Origin of the sequence: Kocuria oceani (genome assembly GCF_029524215.1) — a bacterium.
In the GTDB taxonomy this organism is placed as follows: Bacteria; Actinomycetota; Actinomycetes; order Actinomycetales; family Micrococcaceae; genus Kocuria; species Kocuria oceani.
Map to the genome: position 1 here is coordinate 141313 of NZ_JARAMH010000011.1, position 14525 is coordinate 155837.

12 protein-coding genes are annotated in these 14525 nt (G+C 74.8%); 9 read left to right on the forward strand and 3 right to left on the reverse strand.

The window, feature by feature from the left end; genetic code table 11:
• The 6 genes from PU704_RS12850 (at position 1) to PU704_RS12875 (ending at position 5634) form a co-directional block, all read left to right on the forward strand.
• A complete protein-coding gene (locus tag PU704_RS12850) occupies positions 1-393 on the forward strand; it encodes a Fur family transcriptional regulator (protein WP_369821345.1) in 393 nt (130 codons plus the stop codon).
• 56 nt (positions 394-449) lie between these two features.
• Complete coding sequence (locus tag PU704_RS12855; RefSeq protein ID WP_277551626.1) at positions 450-1472, forward strand: metal ABC transporter substrate-binding protein; 1023 nt, start codon at positions 450-452, stop codon at positions 1470-1472.
• Positions 1473-1593: 121 nt separating this feature from the next.
• The gene (locus tag PU704_RS12860) at positions 1594-2133 is read left to right on the forward strand and encodes a hypothetical protein (protein WP_075871140.1); all 540 of its coding nucleotides are present in this window, start codon (positions 1594-1596) and stop codon (positions 2131-2133) included.
• Between the two features lie 41 nt (positions 2134-2174).
• Positions 2175-3116 carry an alpha/beta hydrolase gene (locus PU704_RS12865; RefSeq protein WP_277551627.1) on the forward strand — a complete coding sequence of 314 codons (942 nt, stop codon included), beginning with the start codon at positions 2175-2177 and terminating at the stop codon, positions 3114-3116.
• A gap of 82 nt (positions 3117-3198) precedes the next feature.
• Entirely contained in the window at positions 3199-4074 is an 876-nt protein-coding gene (locus PU704_RS12870; protein ID WP_277551628.1) for a PTS sugar transporter subunit IIAB, read from the forward strand.
• A gap of 12 nt (positions 4075-4086) precedes the next feature.
• A complete protein-coding gene (locus tag PU704_RS12875; protein ID WP_277551629.1) occupies positions 4087-5634 on the forward strand; it encodes a PTS ascorbate transporter subunit IIC in 1548 nt (515 codons plus the stop codon).
• A gap of 84 nt (positions 5635-5718) precedes the next feature.
• Here PU704_RS12875 and PU704_RS12880 read toward each other — a convergent pair whose 3' ends face one another.
• From PU704_RS12880 to PU704_RS12890, 3 genes are all read right to left on the reverse strand, one after another.
• A complete protein-coding gene (locus tag PU704_RS12880; protein WP_277551630.1) occupies positions 5719-6819 on the reverse strand; it encodes an alanine racemase in 1101 nt (366 codons plus the stop codon).
• A 67-nt stretch (positions 6820-6886) separates the two neighbouring features.
• Positions 6887-7861 carry a M56 family metallopeptidase gene (locus PU704_RS12885; protein WP_047803270.1) on the reverse strand — a complete coding sequence of 325 codons (975 nt, stop codon included), beginning with the start codon at positions 7859-7861 and terminating at the stop codon, positions 6887-6889.
• A 4-nt stretch (positions 7862-7865) separates the two neighbouring features.
• Positions 7866-8252, reverse strand: a complete 387-nt coding sequence (locus PU704_RS12890; protein ID WP_255396089.1) for a BlaI/MecI/CopY family transcriptional regulator — start codon at positions 8250-8252, stop codon at positions 7866-7868.
• A gap of 86 nt (positions 8253-8338) precedes the next feature.
• Between PU704_RS12890 and PU704_RS12895 the strand changes: the two genes are divergently transcribed.
• From PU704_RS12895 to cydD, 3 genes are all read left to right on the forward strand, one after another.
• On the forward strand, positions 8339-9928 hold the full coding sequence (locus PU704_RS12895; RefSeq protein WP_277551631.1) for a cytochrome ubiquinol oxidase subunit I: 1590 nt from the start codon (positions 8339-8341) through the stop codon (positions 9926-9928).
• A 77-nt stretch (positions 9929-10005) separates the two neighbouring features.
• Positions 10006-11112 carry a cytochrome d ubiquinol oxidase subunit II gene (gene cydB / locus PU704_RS12900; RefSeq protein WP_277551632.1) on the forward strand — a complete coding sequence of 369 codons (1107 nt, stop codon included), beginning with the start codon at positions 10006-10008 and terminating at the stop codon, positions 11110-11112.
• Complete coding sequence (cydD, locus tag PU704_RS12905) at positions 11109-14507, forward strand: thiol reductant ABC exporter subunit CydD (protein WP_277551633.1); 3399 nt, start codon at positions 11109-11111, stop codon at positions 14505-14507. Before cydB ends, cydD begins: the two co-directional genes overlap by 4 nt.
• The last annotated feature ends 18 nt before the right edge of the window (positions 14508-14525 follow it).

The window sequence follows — 14525 nt, forward strand, 5'->3', positions numbered from 1 at the left end:
ATGTCCCGGACCACCCGGCAGCGCTCCGCCCTGACCGAGCTGCTCGACCGCACCCCCGAGTTCCGCTCCGCCCAGCAGCTCCACGCCATGCTGGCGGAGGAGGGCGAGTCGGTCTCCCTCGCCACCGTCTACCGCAACCTCAGCGCCCTGGCCGAGGCCGGGGAGGTGGACGCTCTCGCCGCCCCCGGTGGCGAGATGCGGTACCGCCGCTGCGCCCGCACCGAGCACCACCACCACCTGGTGTGCCGCCGCTGCGGGCACACCGTGGAGGTGGCCGAGACGTCGGTGGAGCGGTGGGCCGCCCAGGCAGCCCGCCGGCACGGCTTCACCGACGTCTCCCACGCGATCGAGCTGCACGGGGTCTGCGACGCCTGTCGGTCGGCTGGGCGCTGAGCCTCCCACCTGCGGTGAATTGACAACCGTTCTCACTTTTCACGAGAATCGTTCTCATGATCCCGTCTCGCGCCCTCATCGCCCCGCTCTCCCTGGCTGCCGCCCTCGCGCTGTCCTCGTGCGCCGCCGACTCCGCCGACCCGTCGGCGGCCACCGCCGGCGGTGGATCGGGGGAGGCGCTGACCGTGCAGGCGTCCTTCTATCCGCTGCAGTACGTCACCGAGCGCGTCGGCGGGGACCTCGTGCAGGTGGAGTCGCTCACTCCGGCCGGGGCCGAGCCGCACGACCTGGAGCTGTCCCCCGCGGCGGTCGACGGGCTGCGCACCGCGGACGCGGTGGTCTACCTCTCCGGGTTCCAGCCGGCGGTCGACGACGCCGTGGCCCAGGCGGCCCCCGAGCACGCCCTCGACGCGGCGCACGCAGGGGTGGAGGGCGAGGAGGCCCACTCGGTGGAGGAGCACGGGGCCGCGGAGGACTCCCACAGCGCAGAGGCCCATGGTGCCGACGCCCACGGCGAGGAGGGGCACGCCGAGGAGGCCGGAGGTGACGGCCACGACCACGGCGGGGAGGACCCGCACTTCTGGCTGGACCCCGAGCGGCTCGCCGCGGTCGCCACGGAGGTCTCCCACGAGCTGGCCGAGGTCGACCCGGACAACGCCGCCACCTACGAGTCCAACGCCGAGCAGCTGACCACGGAGCTGGCCGCCCTGGACGAGGAGTTCACCGAGGGACTGACCACCTGCCAGCGGGACACCATCGTGGTCTCCCACGAGGCCTACGGGTTCCTGGCGGACAAGTACGGCCTCGAGCAGGTGGGCATCGCCGGGCTCGACCCCGAGACCGAGCCCTCCCCGGCCCGGCTGGCCGAGATCGGCGAGGTCGTCGAGGCCGAGGGCGTCACCACGGTGTTCTCGGAGTCCCTGGTCAACCCGAAGGTCGCCGAGACCCTGGCGGCCGAGCACGGGATCGAGACCGCGGTGCTGGACCCGGTGGAGGCCCAGGCCGACGAGAACGCCGACTACCAGCAGGTCATGCGGGACAACCTCGAGGCGCTGCGCACCGCGCTGGACTGCGCGTAGGCGGCGGCGCTCCGCGCGGGTCCGGTCCGCGACCGCTCCCCGGCGGCGTAGCGTAGGACGTCCGGGATCGGCCAGCACACGGCCGTCCCGCCGAACGCCGAACGCCAAGGAGACAACGCCCGTGGAACCCCTGCCGCTGGAGCCCCTCACCCGATTCCTCGCCGTGGACCGCGCCGAGGACCTCTCCGGGCTGGCCTCGCGGATCCCCGGCTCGGGCTTCCTGTGCTTCTACCCCAACGACGAGGAGTACGCCGGCTTCGTCGACGGGACCGGGCGGCTCTGGCTGCGCGGCGACGACGCCAGCCCCGCCCGGGAGCTGCTGGAGGTGCTCGAGCCGCCGTTCCGCATCGCCTATCCGGTGGCCCCGGCCGTCACCGGCGACGAGGAGGCGGTGGTCGCCGCCGGGGTGCTGCAGACCCCCGAGGAGCTGGAGGACTACCGGACCCGCTTCGCCGACCTGGAGGGCGGCGTGGACCTCGACCACCAGGCCCACGCCGTGGACGCGAACGGCCAGCACTGGACCCTGATGGTCGGGCCCGACCCCGCGACGGTGCTCGCCCTGTGCGTCGGCCGCGACGAGGACGGCAACCCGTTCTCGGAGCAGATCCCCTTCGACGCCGAGTCCCTGCCGCTGCCGATCACCGTCGTCGAGCTCGACTGAGCACCGCCCTCCGGGCGAGACCGGGACAAGGAGCACCCGCCATGGCCCTCGACCGCGCCAGCGCGACCTTCCTGCAGGAGCTGGCCGACGCCACCCCGCCGGGCACCCCGCCGATGTGGGAGATGACCCCGGCGCAGGCCCGCGCCACCGGTGCGGACCGGCGCGCCCGCTACGGCCCCGGCCCGGACATGCACCGGGTCGAGGAGCACGTCCTGGACGGGCACGACGGCAGCGCCTTCCGGGTGCGCGTCCTCGTTCCCGACGCGTCCCCGGCCGCGGTGCTGGTCCACCTGCACGGCGGCGGCTGGGTCCTCGGGGGCATCGACGGCTACGACACGCTGGGGCGGCTGCTCGCCGCACGGTCCGGTGCGGCCGTCGTGCTGGTGGAGTACCGCAAGGCCCCGGAGCACCCGTTCCCCACCCCGGTGGAGGACAGCTGGACGGCCCTGCAGTGGGCCGCCGAGCACCGGGAGGCGATCGCCGGAGCCCCGGTGCCGCTGTTCGTGGCCGGGGACAGCGCCGGCGGCAACCTGGCGGCGGTGCTCACCCACCGGGCCCGCGACCGCCGCGGCCCGGAGCTGGCCGGGCAGGTCCTCGTGTACCCCGTCACCGACGCAGACCTGACCCGGCCCTCCTACCGGGAGCCGGAGCACCAGGCCTTCCTCCCCGCCGAGTCCATGCGCTGGTTCTGGGAGCACTACGTCCCCGAGGAGAGCGCTCGCGGACACCCCGAGGCCTCACCGCTGCGCGCCGGATCCCTGGGCGGCCTGCCGCCGGCCCTGGTCCTCACCGCGGAGCACGACGTGCTCCGCGACGAGGGCGAGGCCTACGCCCGGCGGCTCGCCGCGGAGGGCGTGAGCGTGGTGCACCACCGCTGGCCCGGCCAGATGCACGCCTTCTTCTCCCAGGTCAACATCCTCCCGGCCAGCGCGGAGGCCCTCGATCTCGTCGCGGCCCATCTGCGGGAGCGAACCACGCCGTAGCGGCGGGCCGTGCGGCGCCGATCCGCACCCGGCACCGTGCGATGTGAACGTCTTTTAATCGTTCGCGGGTACGCTGTCAAATATGTCGAACATCGGGCGTTTACTGGACATCGAATCCATCCGTCTCGACGAGTCGGTGGACGACTGGCGTGCCGCCATCACGTGTGCCGGCGGGCTGCTCGAGCGGCAGGGGGCGATCAGCGACGAGTACACCCGGGCCATGATCGCCGGCGTCGAGGAGAACGGCCCGTACATCGTCGTCGCCCCCGGGTTCGCCTTCGCCCACGCCCGGCCCTCGGAGGCCGTGCACCGCACGGCGATGTCCTGGGTCCGGCTGGCCCACCCGGTCGAGTTCGGGCACGCGTCCAACGACCCCGTGACCCTCGTCGTCGCCCTCTCCGCGAAGGACCAGAAGGAGCACCTGCAGGCCATGCGGCAGCTGGCCACCCTCCTCGCCTCGCCGGGGACCCGGACGACCCTGGACCGGGCGGCGACGCCCGAGGAGGTGCTCGCCCTGCTCACGGAGGACGCCCCGGCGTCCCGCCCGGGGGCGGCGGCGACCGGATCGGCGTCCTCGTCGACGGCGGAGGCGGCACCGGCCGCACCGGCCGAGCCGGCGCCCGCGGTGACGGAGGCGGCCACCGAACCGGCGACCGAGCCGGTCACGGAGAGCCGCAACAAGATCCTCACCGTCTGCGGCAACGGGCTGGGCACGAGCCTGTTCCTGAAGAACACCCTGGAGCAGGTGCTCGACCGCTGGGGCTGGAGCCCCTATCTCACGGTCGAGGCCACCGACACCATCTCCGCCCGCGGCAAGGCCAAGGAGGCCGACGTCATCCTCACCTCCGGGGAGATCGCCCGCGCCCTGGGGGACGTGGGCGTGCCTGTCAAGGTGATCGAGAACTTCACCAGCACCACCGAGCTCGACGCCGCCATGCGCGAGCTCTACGACGTCTAGGAGCAGGTACCCATGAACTGGCTCGTCAGCATCCCCGAGTTCCTGGTCAGCGAGATCCTGGCCGTCCCCGCGTTCCTCATCGGCATCATCACCGCGGTCGGCCTGGTGGCCCTGCGCAAGAGCACCGGGCAGGTCATCGGCGGCGCCATCAAGGCGACCCTCGGCTTCCTGCTCATCGGCGCCGGCGCCACCCTCGTGGTGGCCTCCCTGGAGCCGCTGGGCGTCATGATCCTGGGCGCCACCGGCGCCCAGGGCGTCATCCCCACCAACGAGGCCATCGCCGGGATCGCCCAGGCCGAGTACGGGGCCCAGGTGGCGTGGCTGATGATCCTCGGTTTCGCCGTCAGCCTCGTGCTCGCCCGGTTCACCCCGCTGCGCTACGTCTTCCTGACCGGGCACCACGTCCTGTTCATGGCGACGCTGCTGACCATCATCCTGGCCACCGCCGGCTACGACGGCTGGGTGACCGTGTCCCTGGGGGCCCTGCTGCTGGGCATCCTGATGGTGTCCCTGCCGGCCCTGGTCCACCCGTGGACCCGCCGGATCACCGGCGACGACAGCGTGGCCATGGGCCACTTCGGCACCGCCGGGTACATCGCCGCCGGCGCGGTGGGACAGGTGGTGGGCAAGAACAGCCGCTCCACCGAGGACGCGAAGCTGCCGGAGGGACTGCGCTTCCTGCGCGACTCCATGGTGGCCACCGCACTGTCCATGGCCATGATGTACGTGGTCCTCGCCGTGCTCTTCCTGGTCCGGGCGGGGTCCGAGGAGGCCTTCACCGCCTTCGAGGGCGGCGCCACCGGCGTGGGCAACTACATCATGATGTCGATCACCCAGGGGCTGCAGTTCGGCGTGGCGGTGGCCGTGATCCTCTTCGGCGTGCGCACCATCCTGGGCGAGCTGGTCCCGGCGTTCCAGGGCATCGCGGCCAGGGTCGTCCCCGGGGCGATCCCGGCCCTGGACGCCCCGATCGTCTTCCCCTACGCGCAGAACGCCGTGCTGCTGGGCTTCATCGCCAGCTTCGTGGGAGGCCTGATCGGGCTGTTCGTGCTCTCCGTGTGGCTCAACCCCGCCATCGGCGTGGCCCTGATCCTCCCGGGCCTCGTCCCGCACTTCTTCACCGGCGGCGCGGCCGGCGTCTACGGCAACGCGACCGGCGGGCGCCGCGGGGCGCTCGCCGGCGGCTTCGTCAACGGCCTGCTCATCACGTTCCTGCCCGCGTTCCTGCTGTCCGTCCTGGGCACCTTCGGCTCCGAGAACACCACGTTCGGCGACGCCGACTTCGGCTGGTTCGGCATCGCCGTCGGCTCCGCGGCCAAGATCGGGTCCGTCGGCGGCATCGTGGTGATCCTGCTGATCGGCCTCGCGGTGCTGGGGCTGGCCGTCCTGGTGCAGCGCCGGGTGGTCGACGCCGGGTGGGACCCGTCTCCGGGCCGCGTCTGGCCGGGCGCGGCGGGTGAGCGGGAGACCGCGGCGGTGGCCGCCTCCGGCCCCACCCTCGCGCACCCCAAGATCGCCCCGCCGAAGGGCGCCCCCGCACCCCCGCCGCCGCCGAGCTGAGCCGGCGGCCCCCGGGCGTCGTGCGAGCCGGGTGCGCTGCGAGCGGGGTGCGCTGCGAGCCTGGTGCGCAGCGGGGTGGGCGGCTCAGGAGTTGTGACCGCGGGCGGCCACGCTCCAGCGCTCCAGGAGCTCGCCGTCGCGCACCACGGCCACGTCGTCGACGAGGTTCATCGTGATGCACACGTGGTTGGGGACCACCCGCAGCCGGTCCCCGAGGGCGGGCAGCGGGCGGTCCTCGGGCCACACGACCGTGGCGTGGTGCTCGGACAGCGCGGTGATCCGCGCGTCCGGGTGGTCGAGCAGCCGCCCGTGGCCGGTGGCCCAGGCCGGCCGGTCGGTGCCGAGGACCTTGCTGCCGGCGTCGAGCACGATCCGCCGCGGGACCCCGTGGCCGCCCTCGTGCCGGCTGACCACGGTCGAGGCCACGGTGAGGGCCACGTCCTCCCAGGCGCACCGGCCCAGCTCCAGCTGCTGGGCGTCGCCGAAGACGTAGACGCCCGGGCGCGCCTCGGTAGCGGCGGAGCCCTCGGTCAGCAGCGCCGAGGGGGTGGAGCCGCCGCTGCGGCGCAGCACCTCGAATCCGCCGTCCCGCATCTTCTGGGAGGCCCGCTCCAGGGCCTGCTGCTCCTGGGCGGCGGCCTCGGCCGGCATGCCCGGGGCGTAGCTGTGGCCGGGGAAGGTGAAGACTCCCTCCACGCGCAGCCCGGCCCGGAGCGCGGCGCGGGCCACGTCCGCGGCGGCGTCGGGGCGGACCCCGCTGCGGTGGTGGCCGCTGTCGATCTCCACGAGCACGGCGACGTCCTCGGCCGCGTCCCCGAGCTGCTCGCCCATGGCCGCGGCGGCCTCCGCGGAGTCCACGCCGGCGCTGATCCGCGCCGTGGCGCTCAGCCGGCGCAGACGCTCCGCCTGTCGCGGCCCCACCCACAGCGGATAGGCGAGGAACAGGTCCTGCGCCCCGTGGGCGGCGAAGACCTCGGCCTCCCCGATCGTGGCCACGGTCAGGCCCGCCGCGCCCGCGGCCAGCTGCAGCGCCGCGATCTCCGGGACCTTGTGCGTCTTGGCGTGCGGGCGCAGGGCCAGCCCCTTCGCCCGCATCGCCGCGGCCATCCGCTCGATGTTGCGCCCGAGCACGTCCCGGTCGATCAGGACGTCCGGGGTGTCGACGGCTTCGGGAATGCGGTCCATGGGGCTCCTCGCCGGTGCAGCGCTCGGGTGGGTCCCGCCCATCGTAGGTCCGCGGCCGGCCCGCGGCTCAGACGAGCAGCCGGCCGAGGCCCGGCCCCAGCAGCAGGAGCGTGGGGACGACCACGAGCGCGGCGGCCGCCCCGATCACCCCCGCGGTCCGCCCGGGGGGCAGCGGGGGCATCGCCAGGCGCAGGATGCGGTCCCGGGCCTCGTCGGCCAGCGTCCGTCCCGGGTCCGCGGCGGACGGGTGCACCGGTCCACCCTCCCCTGCGGCGTGGAACGCCAGTCCCGGCCCGCCGGCGCTGACCAGCGCGATGGCCCGTGCCAGCACGTCGTCGTCGACGGAGCGCCGTGCGTGGTCGTCCGCGAGCATCTCCACGAGCAGCCCGACCTCGCGCTGGGCGCGGCGGGCGATCGGGAACCAGGGCAGCGAGGACTTCCAGGCCCGGAACAGGACCAGCACGATGTCGTGGCGCTGATGGGCGTGGGCCCGCTCGTGCTCGACGACGGCGGACAGCTCGTCCTCCTCCAGCAGCGAGACCAGTCCCACGGAGAGCACGGTCAGCGTGGTGAACGCCCCCGGCAGGCAGTAGGCCACCGGGGCCGGGTCGTCGAGCAGCCGGGTGCCCGGTGCGTCCGGCAGAGGAGTGCTGAGCAGCAGGACCAGCTGGGCGTGGCGGCGGCGTTCGCGCTCGGCCCGCAGCACGGTGACGAGCAGGTTCAGCAGCAGGTGCCCGCCCAGCAGCAGCGCGCCCGCGAGCGCGAGGACCTGGAGCGGCCCGAAGGCCCGTCCGAGGTCGTGGCCCTGGAACTGTGCGGAGAGGCTGATCCCGCTGCTCACCAGGTCCGGGCCGAACGGGGCCAGTCCGAACGTGACGAGGGCGCCGAGCATCGACAGCCCGCCGGCCAGGGCGACCGCCTGCCACAGCACCAGCGCCGTGGCGGGCGCTCGGGCGGGCCACCGTGCCCGGGCCAGCAGGACCGGGACGGGCCAGGCCAGGGCCACGGCGAGCGCCGCGAGCACCAGCGAGGTGGCGACCACGCGGTCAGCTGCCGCCGAGCAGACGGCGCAGGGTCTGGGCCTCCTCGGGGCTGACCTGCCCGACGAAGCGCTCGAGGACGGCGGTGCGGTCGTCCGAGGAGCCGAGCACCTCGTGCATGAGGTTGGCCATGTGCTCCTCGCGCGAGGCCGCCGCGCGGTACCGGTGCGGCCGGAAGGCGCGGTCACGCTGGACGAAGCCCTTGCGCTCGAGCCGGGAGAGGACGGTGAGCACGGTGGTGGCGGCGCGCGGGCGGGAGCCGTCCCCGGCGTCGGGGAGGCGGTCCTGCAGGTCGTAGGCGGACAGGGGCGCGGCGGCCTGCCAGAGGATCTCCATGATGGATCGCTCCAGTTCGCCGAGGGGAGCCGCGCGCTTGGGGTCGTTTCGTGCCACGGCCCGATTGTAGCGCGGACCGCCGGATGTTCTACAGTGTGTAGAAGTAGTTCTACGCTCCGTAGAAAAGTTGGGGGAAGCAGCCGATGGATCCTCTGGAGATCGCCCGCTGGCAGTTCGGGATCACCACCGTCTACCACTTCGTCATGGTCCCGCTCACGCTCGGGCTCGGACTGCTGGTGGCGCTCATGCAGACGATGTGGGTGCGCACCGGCGACGAGCGCTGGCTGCGGATGACCCGGTTCTGGGGCAAGCTCTACCTGATCAACTTCATCATGGGCGTGGCCACCGGGCTGGTGCAGGAGTTCCAGTTCGGCATGGCCTGGAGCGAGTACTCCCGGTTCGTGGGCGACGTCTTCGGCGCCCCGCTGGCGATGGAGGGGCTGCTCGCGTTCTTCTTCGAGTCCACCTTCCTGGGCCTGTGGATCTTCGGCTGGGACCGGCTGCCGAAGAAGGTGCACCTCGCCACCCTGTGGACCGCCGTGCTCGGCTCCGTGGTCTCGGCGTTCTTCATCATCGTCGCCAACTCCTGGATGCAGCACCCGGTGGGCGTGGAGCTGGTCGACGGCCGCCCGGTGATGAACGACGTCTGGGCGGTGCTGACCAACAACACGGCCCTGGTGGCCTACGCGCACACGCTCGCCGGCGCCGTGGCCGTGGGCGCCGCCTTCCTGGTGGGCATCGCCTGGTACCAGCTGTGGCAGCGCCGCCGGGACGGCATCGACACCGTGGACGAGCACGGCGCCGTGGTGGTGGGGGAGCGGGCCGACATCCCCGGACGGGACCGCACCGACCACGGCGTGTGGCTGTCCAGCCTGCGGATCGGGGCGGTCGTGGCCGTGCTCGGCTTCGGCGCCGTGGCCGCCAGCGGTGACGTGCAGGGCAAGCTGATGTTCGAGCAGCAGCCGCTGAAGATGGCCGCCGCCGAGGCCGCCTGCCACGACGGTACGAGCTTCTCCGTGCTGGCGGTCGGCCCGCTCGGCGGCCAGGACTGCGACGAGGTGGTCAACGTCGTCGAGATCCCCGGGCTGCTGTCCTTCCTGGCCCACGGGGACTTCGACACCGAGGTCAAGGGCGTCAACACCCTGATCCCGGAGTACGAGGCCGCCTACGGCACCCATCTGCCGGACGACCCCATGTACGGCGAGCGCGCCGGGCAGGAGATCGACTACCTGCCGCTGATGGAGGTCACCTACTGGGGCTTCCGCCTGATGATCGGCTTCGGGGTGCTGGCCGCCGCCTTCGCCGCCCTGACGCTGTGGATCACCCGGAAGGGCACCGTGCCCGCCTCCAAGCCGATGATGTGGGTCGCCGTGGCCTCCATCCTCGCGCCGTTCGGCGCCAACATCGCCGGGTGGGTGTTCACGGAGATGGGCCGGCAGCCCTTCGTGGTGGCGCCCAACCCCAACCCCAGCGGCGTGGACGGGGTGTACATGTACACCGCCGCGGCCGTCTCCCCGGGGATCAGCGGGCAGGAGGTGATCTTCTCGCTGGCCGTGCTGGGGCTGATCTATGCCGTGCTGCTCGTGGTGGAGGTCATGCTCCTGGTCCGTTACGTGCGCGGCGGGGTCGCCTCCGCGATGCCGGAGCTGGCGCACGACGACCACGACGACCACGGGCAGGGCCACGACGGCGCCCGCGGCCGGGGCGACGACGTGCTCGCCTTCGCCTACTGACCCCGGCGCCCTGCCGCCCCGGCCCCGACGCACCGACCCTGACACGCGCGCCCGCCCGGCGCAGAAAGCCTGCCGACATGGACGTCCTCCCCACCCTCTGGTTCATCGCCATCGCCGTGCTGTGGACCGGGTTCCTGCTCCTCGACGGCTTCGACCTCGGCGTGGGCATGCTCATGCTCACCAGCACCCGGGACGAGCGCGAGCGCCGCCAGATGCTCAACACCATCGGCCCGGTCTGGGACGGCAACGAGGTGTGGCTGATCACCGCGGCGGCCGGGCTCTTCGCGGCCTTCCCGCTCTGGTACGCCTCGCTGTTCTCCGCCCTGTACCTCCCGCTGGTGTTCGTGCTCGTGGGGCTGATCTTCCGTGCGGTGTCGATCGAGTACCGCGGCAAGGGGCACAGCGACCGGTGGCGGCGGTGGGCCGACCGGGGTCTGGGCACCGGCTCCTTCCTGGCCGCCTTCGGCCTCGGAGCCGCCCTGGCCCTGACCACCACGGGCCTGCCGATCGACGCCAACGGCGACCGCGTGGGCGGCGCCTTCGCCTGGTTCACCCCCTACGCGCTGCTCGGCGGCCTCGCCTCGGTGGGCTTCTGCCTGGTCCACGCCGCCGCCTTCCTCGGGCTGAAGACCGACGGACCCGTGCGGCGGCGCGCCCAGCGCCTGCTGGTGCGCTCCGGGCTGCCCGCGCTGCTCCCGCTCACCGGCTGGGTGGTGGCGGTGCAGCTGCTCAACGGCGGGTCCTGGACCTGGCTGCTCGTGGGGGGTGCCGTCGTGGCGGGCCTCTTCGGCTGGGCCAGCGCCCGCCTGGGCCATGAGGGGCGGGCCTTCGCCGGGACGTCGGCCGTGCTCGTCCTCGGTGTCGGATCGATCTTCGCCAACGTCTACCCCGTGGTGCTGCCCTCCACGCTGGACCCCGCCTGGCACCTGACGGTCGCCAACGCCTCCAACAGCGACTACACGCTGGGGGTGCTGACCGTGGTGGCCGGCCTCGGCCTGCCCCTCGTGCTGCTCTACCAGGGCTGGAGCTACTGGGTCTTCCGCCGCCGCCTGACCACCGACCACCTGCCCGCGGCCCACGCGGTGCGGGCGGCCGTGGCCCCACCGGCCGGCGCCGCGTCGCCCGGCACCACGTCCCGGGAGCACCGGCCGGCCGGCGGCCCCGAGGACGCGCGCCCGGCATGAGACGACCTCCTCTCGGCCCGGGCGCAGCCGCGGCCGTGCTCGTCCTCGGCGTCCTGGCGGCCCTCAAGGCGCTGGGCCTGGTGCTGCTGGCCGAGGCGGTGGCCCGCGGCGTCGTCGGGGTGCTCGATGACCATCCCGACGCCTGGCGGGGCGCCCTCGTCCTCGGCGTCCTCGCGGGGCTCCTGCGGGCCGCGACCACGTGGGCGGGCCAGTACGTCGCCGTCCGCGCCGCGGGAGAGGCCAAGCGCGGCCTGCGCCGGGAGCTGGCCCGCCGGGTCCTCGCCGGCGGCGGCCACGACGTCGGGGCCACCACCGTCGTCGGGACGGTCGGGCTCGACGCCCTGGACGACTACTACGCGCGCGTGCTGCCCGCAGTGGTCACGGCCGCCACCGTGCCGCTGCTGGTGGGTCTGCGCATCCTGTCCGCCGACTGGGTGAGCGCGCTGATCGTGGTGCTCACCGTGCCCCTGGTGCCGCTGTTCATGGCCCTGGTCGGTCTGCACACCCAGGACCGGGTCGACGAGTCCTCCGCCGTGCTGCAGCGCCTCTCCCACCACCTCGTGGAGCTCGCCCGGGGTCTGCCCGTGCTCGTGGGCCTCGGCCGGGTGCAGGAGCAGGCCGCCGCCCTGCGGGAGGTCTCCGAACGGCACCGGGAGACCACCCTGCTCACCCTGCGCACCGCCTTCCTCTCCTCGCTCGTGCTCGAGCTGATCTCCACCCTCTCGGTCGCCGTCGTCGCCGTCTTCGTGGGGGTCCGGCTGGTGCACGGCGACCTGGACCTGCTGACCGGGCTCGTCGCGCTCCTGCTCGCCCCCGAGTGCTTCGCGCCCTTCCGGGACCTCGGCGCCGCCTTCCACGCCTCCCAGGACGGGCGGGCCGCCCTGCGCCGCGCGGACGAGATCGTCGCCGAGCCGGTGCCCGAGGACGTCCGCCGGGCAGGGCCCGCACCGTCCGTCCCCGGCCCGCCGGCCCTCCGGATCCGCGGTCTGGGCGTGCACCACCCCGGCCGTCCCGTGCCCGCCCTGTCCGGGATCGACGTCGAGCTCCCCGGCGGGTCGGTGCTCAGCGTGGAGGGACCCAGCGGCAGCGGGAAGTCCACCCTGCTCGGCGTGCTCGCCGGCACCGTGCCGGCCCGGTCCGGCAGCGTGGAGGGCGTCGACCCGTCCGCCGTGGCCTGGGTACCCCAGCACGTGCACACCGTGGCCGGGACCGTGCTGGACGAGGTGCTGCTCCACGCCGAGAGCGAGGCCGCCGCCCGGGAGGCCCTCGCCCGGGTCGATCTCGCCCGGCTGTCCGGGGCGGACCCGGACCGGCTCAGCCCCGGGGAGCTGCGCCGGCTGGGCCTCGCCCGCGGGCTGGCCCGTGTGGCCGCCGGCGCCCGGCTGCTGCTGCTGGACGAGCCGACCGCCCACCTCGACCCCGCCGGCGCCCGCCGCGTCGAGGCGCTCGTCGACGAGCTGCGCGGCCGGGTCACCGTGGTCCTGGCCTCCCACGAGACGGAGGTGACCGCGCTCGCGGACCAGCAGCTCCTGCTCGGGGCCGCGGCCGCGCCCCGCGCCGCGGGCGGCTCCGGCGCATCGCCGGCTCCGGGGACCGCCGCCCCGTCCCGGACCGACGATCCGCTTCCCGCACCGGGGACGGCGCCGCCGGCGGCCCCCGGCGAGGGGCCGCACGACGCCCTGCGGGAGCTGGCGGCGTTCCTGGCCCCGGCCCCGTGGCGGACCGCCGGCGCGGTGGCCCTGGGCACCGCCGCGGCCCTGTTCGCCGCCGGGCTCACCACGCTCTCGGGCTGGCTGATCGTGCGCGCCGGCGAGCAGCCCGGGATCATGTACCTGATGGTCGCCATCGTCGGCGTCCGCTTCTTCGGCATCGGCCGCGCCGTGCTGCGCTACGCCGAGCGGCTGCTCAGCCATGACGCGGTGCTCGCCTCGACCACCGAGCTGCGGGCCCGGGTCTGGGCGGGACTGGCCGTGCGCGGGGTCGCCTCCCGCAGCCTCGCGACCGGCGGCGCCGCCCTGGACCACCTCGTCGCCACCGCCGACCGGGTGCGCGACCTCGTGCCCCGCGTCGTGCTGCCGCCGCTGGTCGGGGTCGGCACCGCGGCCGGCGCGGGGATCACGGTCGCGGCCCTGCACCCCGGCGCGCTGCCCGCCCTGGCCGTCGCGCTCGTCGGCGGTCTGCTCGTCGGGCCGCTCCTGGCGCTGCTGGCCGACCGTTCCGCCGCCCGCGGCGCCACCGTGCTGCGCTCCGGGGTGCTCCGCCGGTTCGCCGCGATGGTGGCCGCCGCGGACGAGCTGCGGGCCAACGGGCGCGCCGCGGCGATGCTCTCCGAGCTCGCGGCCCTGGAGCAGGACGCCGAGCGCGCCGCCCGCCGCAGCGCCTGGGCGCTGGGCCTGGGCAGCGCCACGGCGGTGCTGGCCTGCTCGGTGTCGTCCGTGCTGATGCTCGCGGCCACCGCGGACCCGGCGCGCGAGGGCGTCCTGGCCGGGCCCGTGGTCGCGGCCCTCGTGCTGCTGCCCCTGGGGCTGCTCGAGCCGATGCTCGGCGCGGTGGACGCGGCGCAGCAGTGGCCGGCGCTCTCGGCGTCGCTGCGCAAGCTCCGCCCGCTCACCGCGGCGGCCCGCGAGGCGGCCGACGACGATCCCGGCCTCCCGGACGGGACGGGGACCGCGCCGCCGGCCGTCCACGAACTCGCCCTGCACGGACTCGCAGTCACCTGGCCCGGGGCGCCCGCCCCGGCGTTCCGCGGGCTCGAGGCCTCCGTGCGGCGCGGGCAGTGGCTCGTGGTCGAAGGACCCTCCGGGGCGGGGAAGTCGACCCTGCTCGCCGCGCTGCTCGGCCACCTCCCGGCGGCCGAGGGCTGGTGGTCCGTCGACGGCACCGACAGCCGGGAGCTCGACGCCGCCGGGCTGCGGCGCAGCGTGGCCTGGTGCCCGCAGGAGGCGCACCTGTTCGACTCCACCCTGCGCGGCAACCTGCTGCTGGCCCGCGACCGCGAGGACCGGCCGTCCGACGCGGAGCTCCGCGCCGTCCTGGAGCGGGTGGGCCTGGGCCCCTTCCTGGCCGAGCTGCCGGAGGGACTCGGCACCCGGGTCGGTCCCGGCGGGGCCCACCTGTCCGGGGGCCAGCGGCAGCGCGTGGCGGTGGCCCGGGCCCTGCTCACCCGCGCCGGCGTGGTCCTGCTCGACGAGCCCACGGCCCACCTGGACGCTCCCGCGGCGCGGTCGCTGCTGGCCGACCTGCGGCAGGGGCTGGCCGACCGCGTCGTCGTCCTCGTCACCCACCACCTCGCCGAGGCGGCCGCCGAGACGGACGCCCGGCTGCGGCTGCCGGGCACCCACTCTGCGCGGACACCGGAGCCGACGGCCGCCCAGGCGGTGCCGGCCGCCGGCTGACAGCCGGGGGGCCGGTCC

Coding starts and splice junctions, on each gene's coding strand:
- PU704_RS12850 (WP_369821345.1), top strand. CDS start 1: ATGTCCCGGACCACCCGGCAGCGCTCCGCCCTGACCGAGCTGCTCGAC.
- PU704_RS12855 (WP_277551626.1), top strand. CDS start 450: ATGATCCCGTCTCGCGCCCTCATCGCCCCGCTCTCCCTGGCTGCCGCC.
- PU704_RS12865 (WP_277551627.1), top strand. CDS start 2,175: ATGGCCCTCGACCGCGCCAGCGCGACCTTCCTGCAGGAGCTGGCCGAC.
- PU704_RS12870 (WP_277551628.1), top strand. CDS start 3,199: ATGTCGAACATCGGGCGTTTACTGGACATCGAATCCATCCGTCTCGAC.
- PU704_RS12875 (WP_277551629.1), top strand. CDS start 4,087: ATGAACTGGCTCGTCAGCATCCCCGAGTTCCTGGTCAGCGAGATCCTG.
- PU704_RS12880 (WP_277551630.1), bottom strand. CDS start 6,819: ATGGACCGCATTCCCGAAGCCGTCGACACCCCGGACGTCCTGATCGAC.
- PU704_RS12895 (WP_277551631.1), top strand. CDS start 8,339: ATGGATCCTCTGGAGATCGCCCGCTGGCAGTTCGGGATCACCACCGTC.
- cydB (WP_277551632.1), top strand. CDS start 10,006: ATGGACGTCCTCCCCACCCTCTGGTTCATCGCCATCGCCGTGCTGTGG.
- cydD (WP_277551633.1), top strand. CDS start 11,109: ATGAGACGACCTCCTCTCGGCCCGGGCGCAGCCGCGGCCGTGCTCGTC.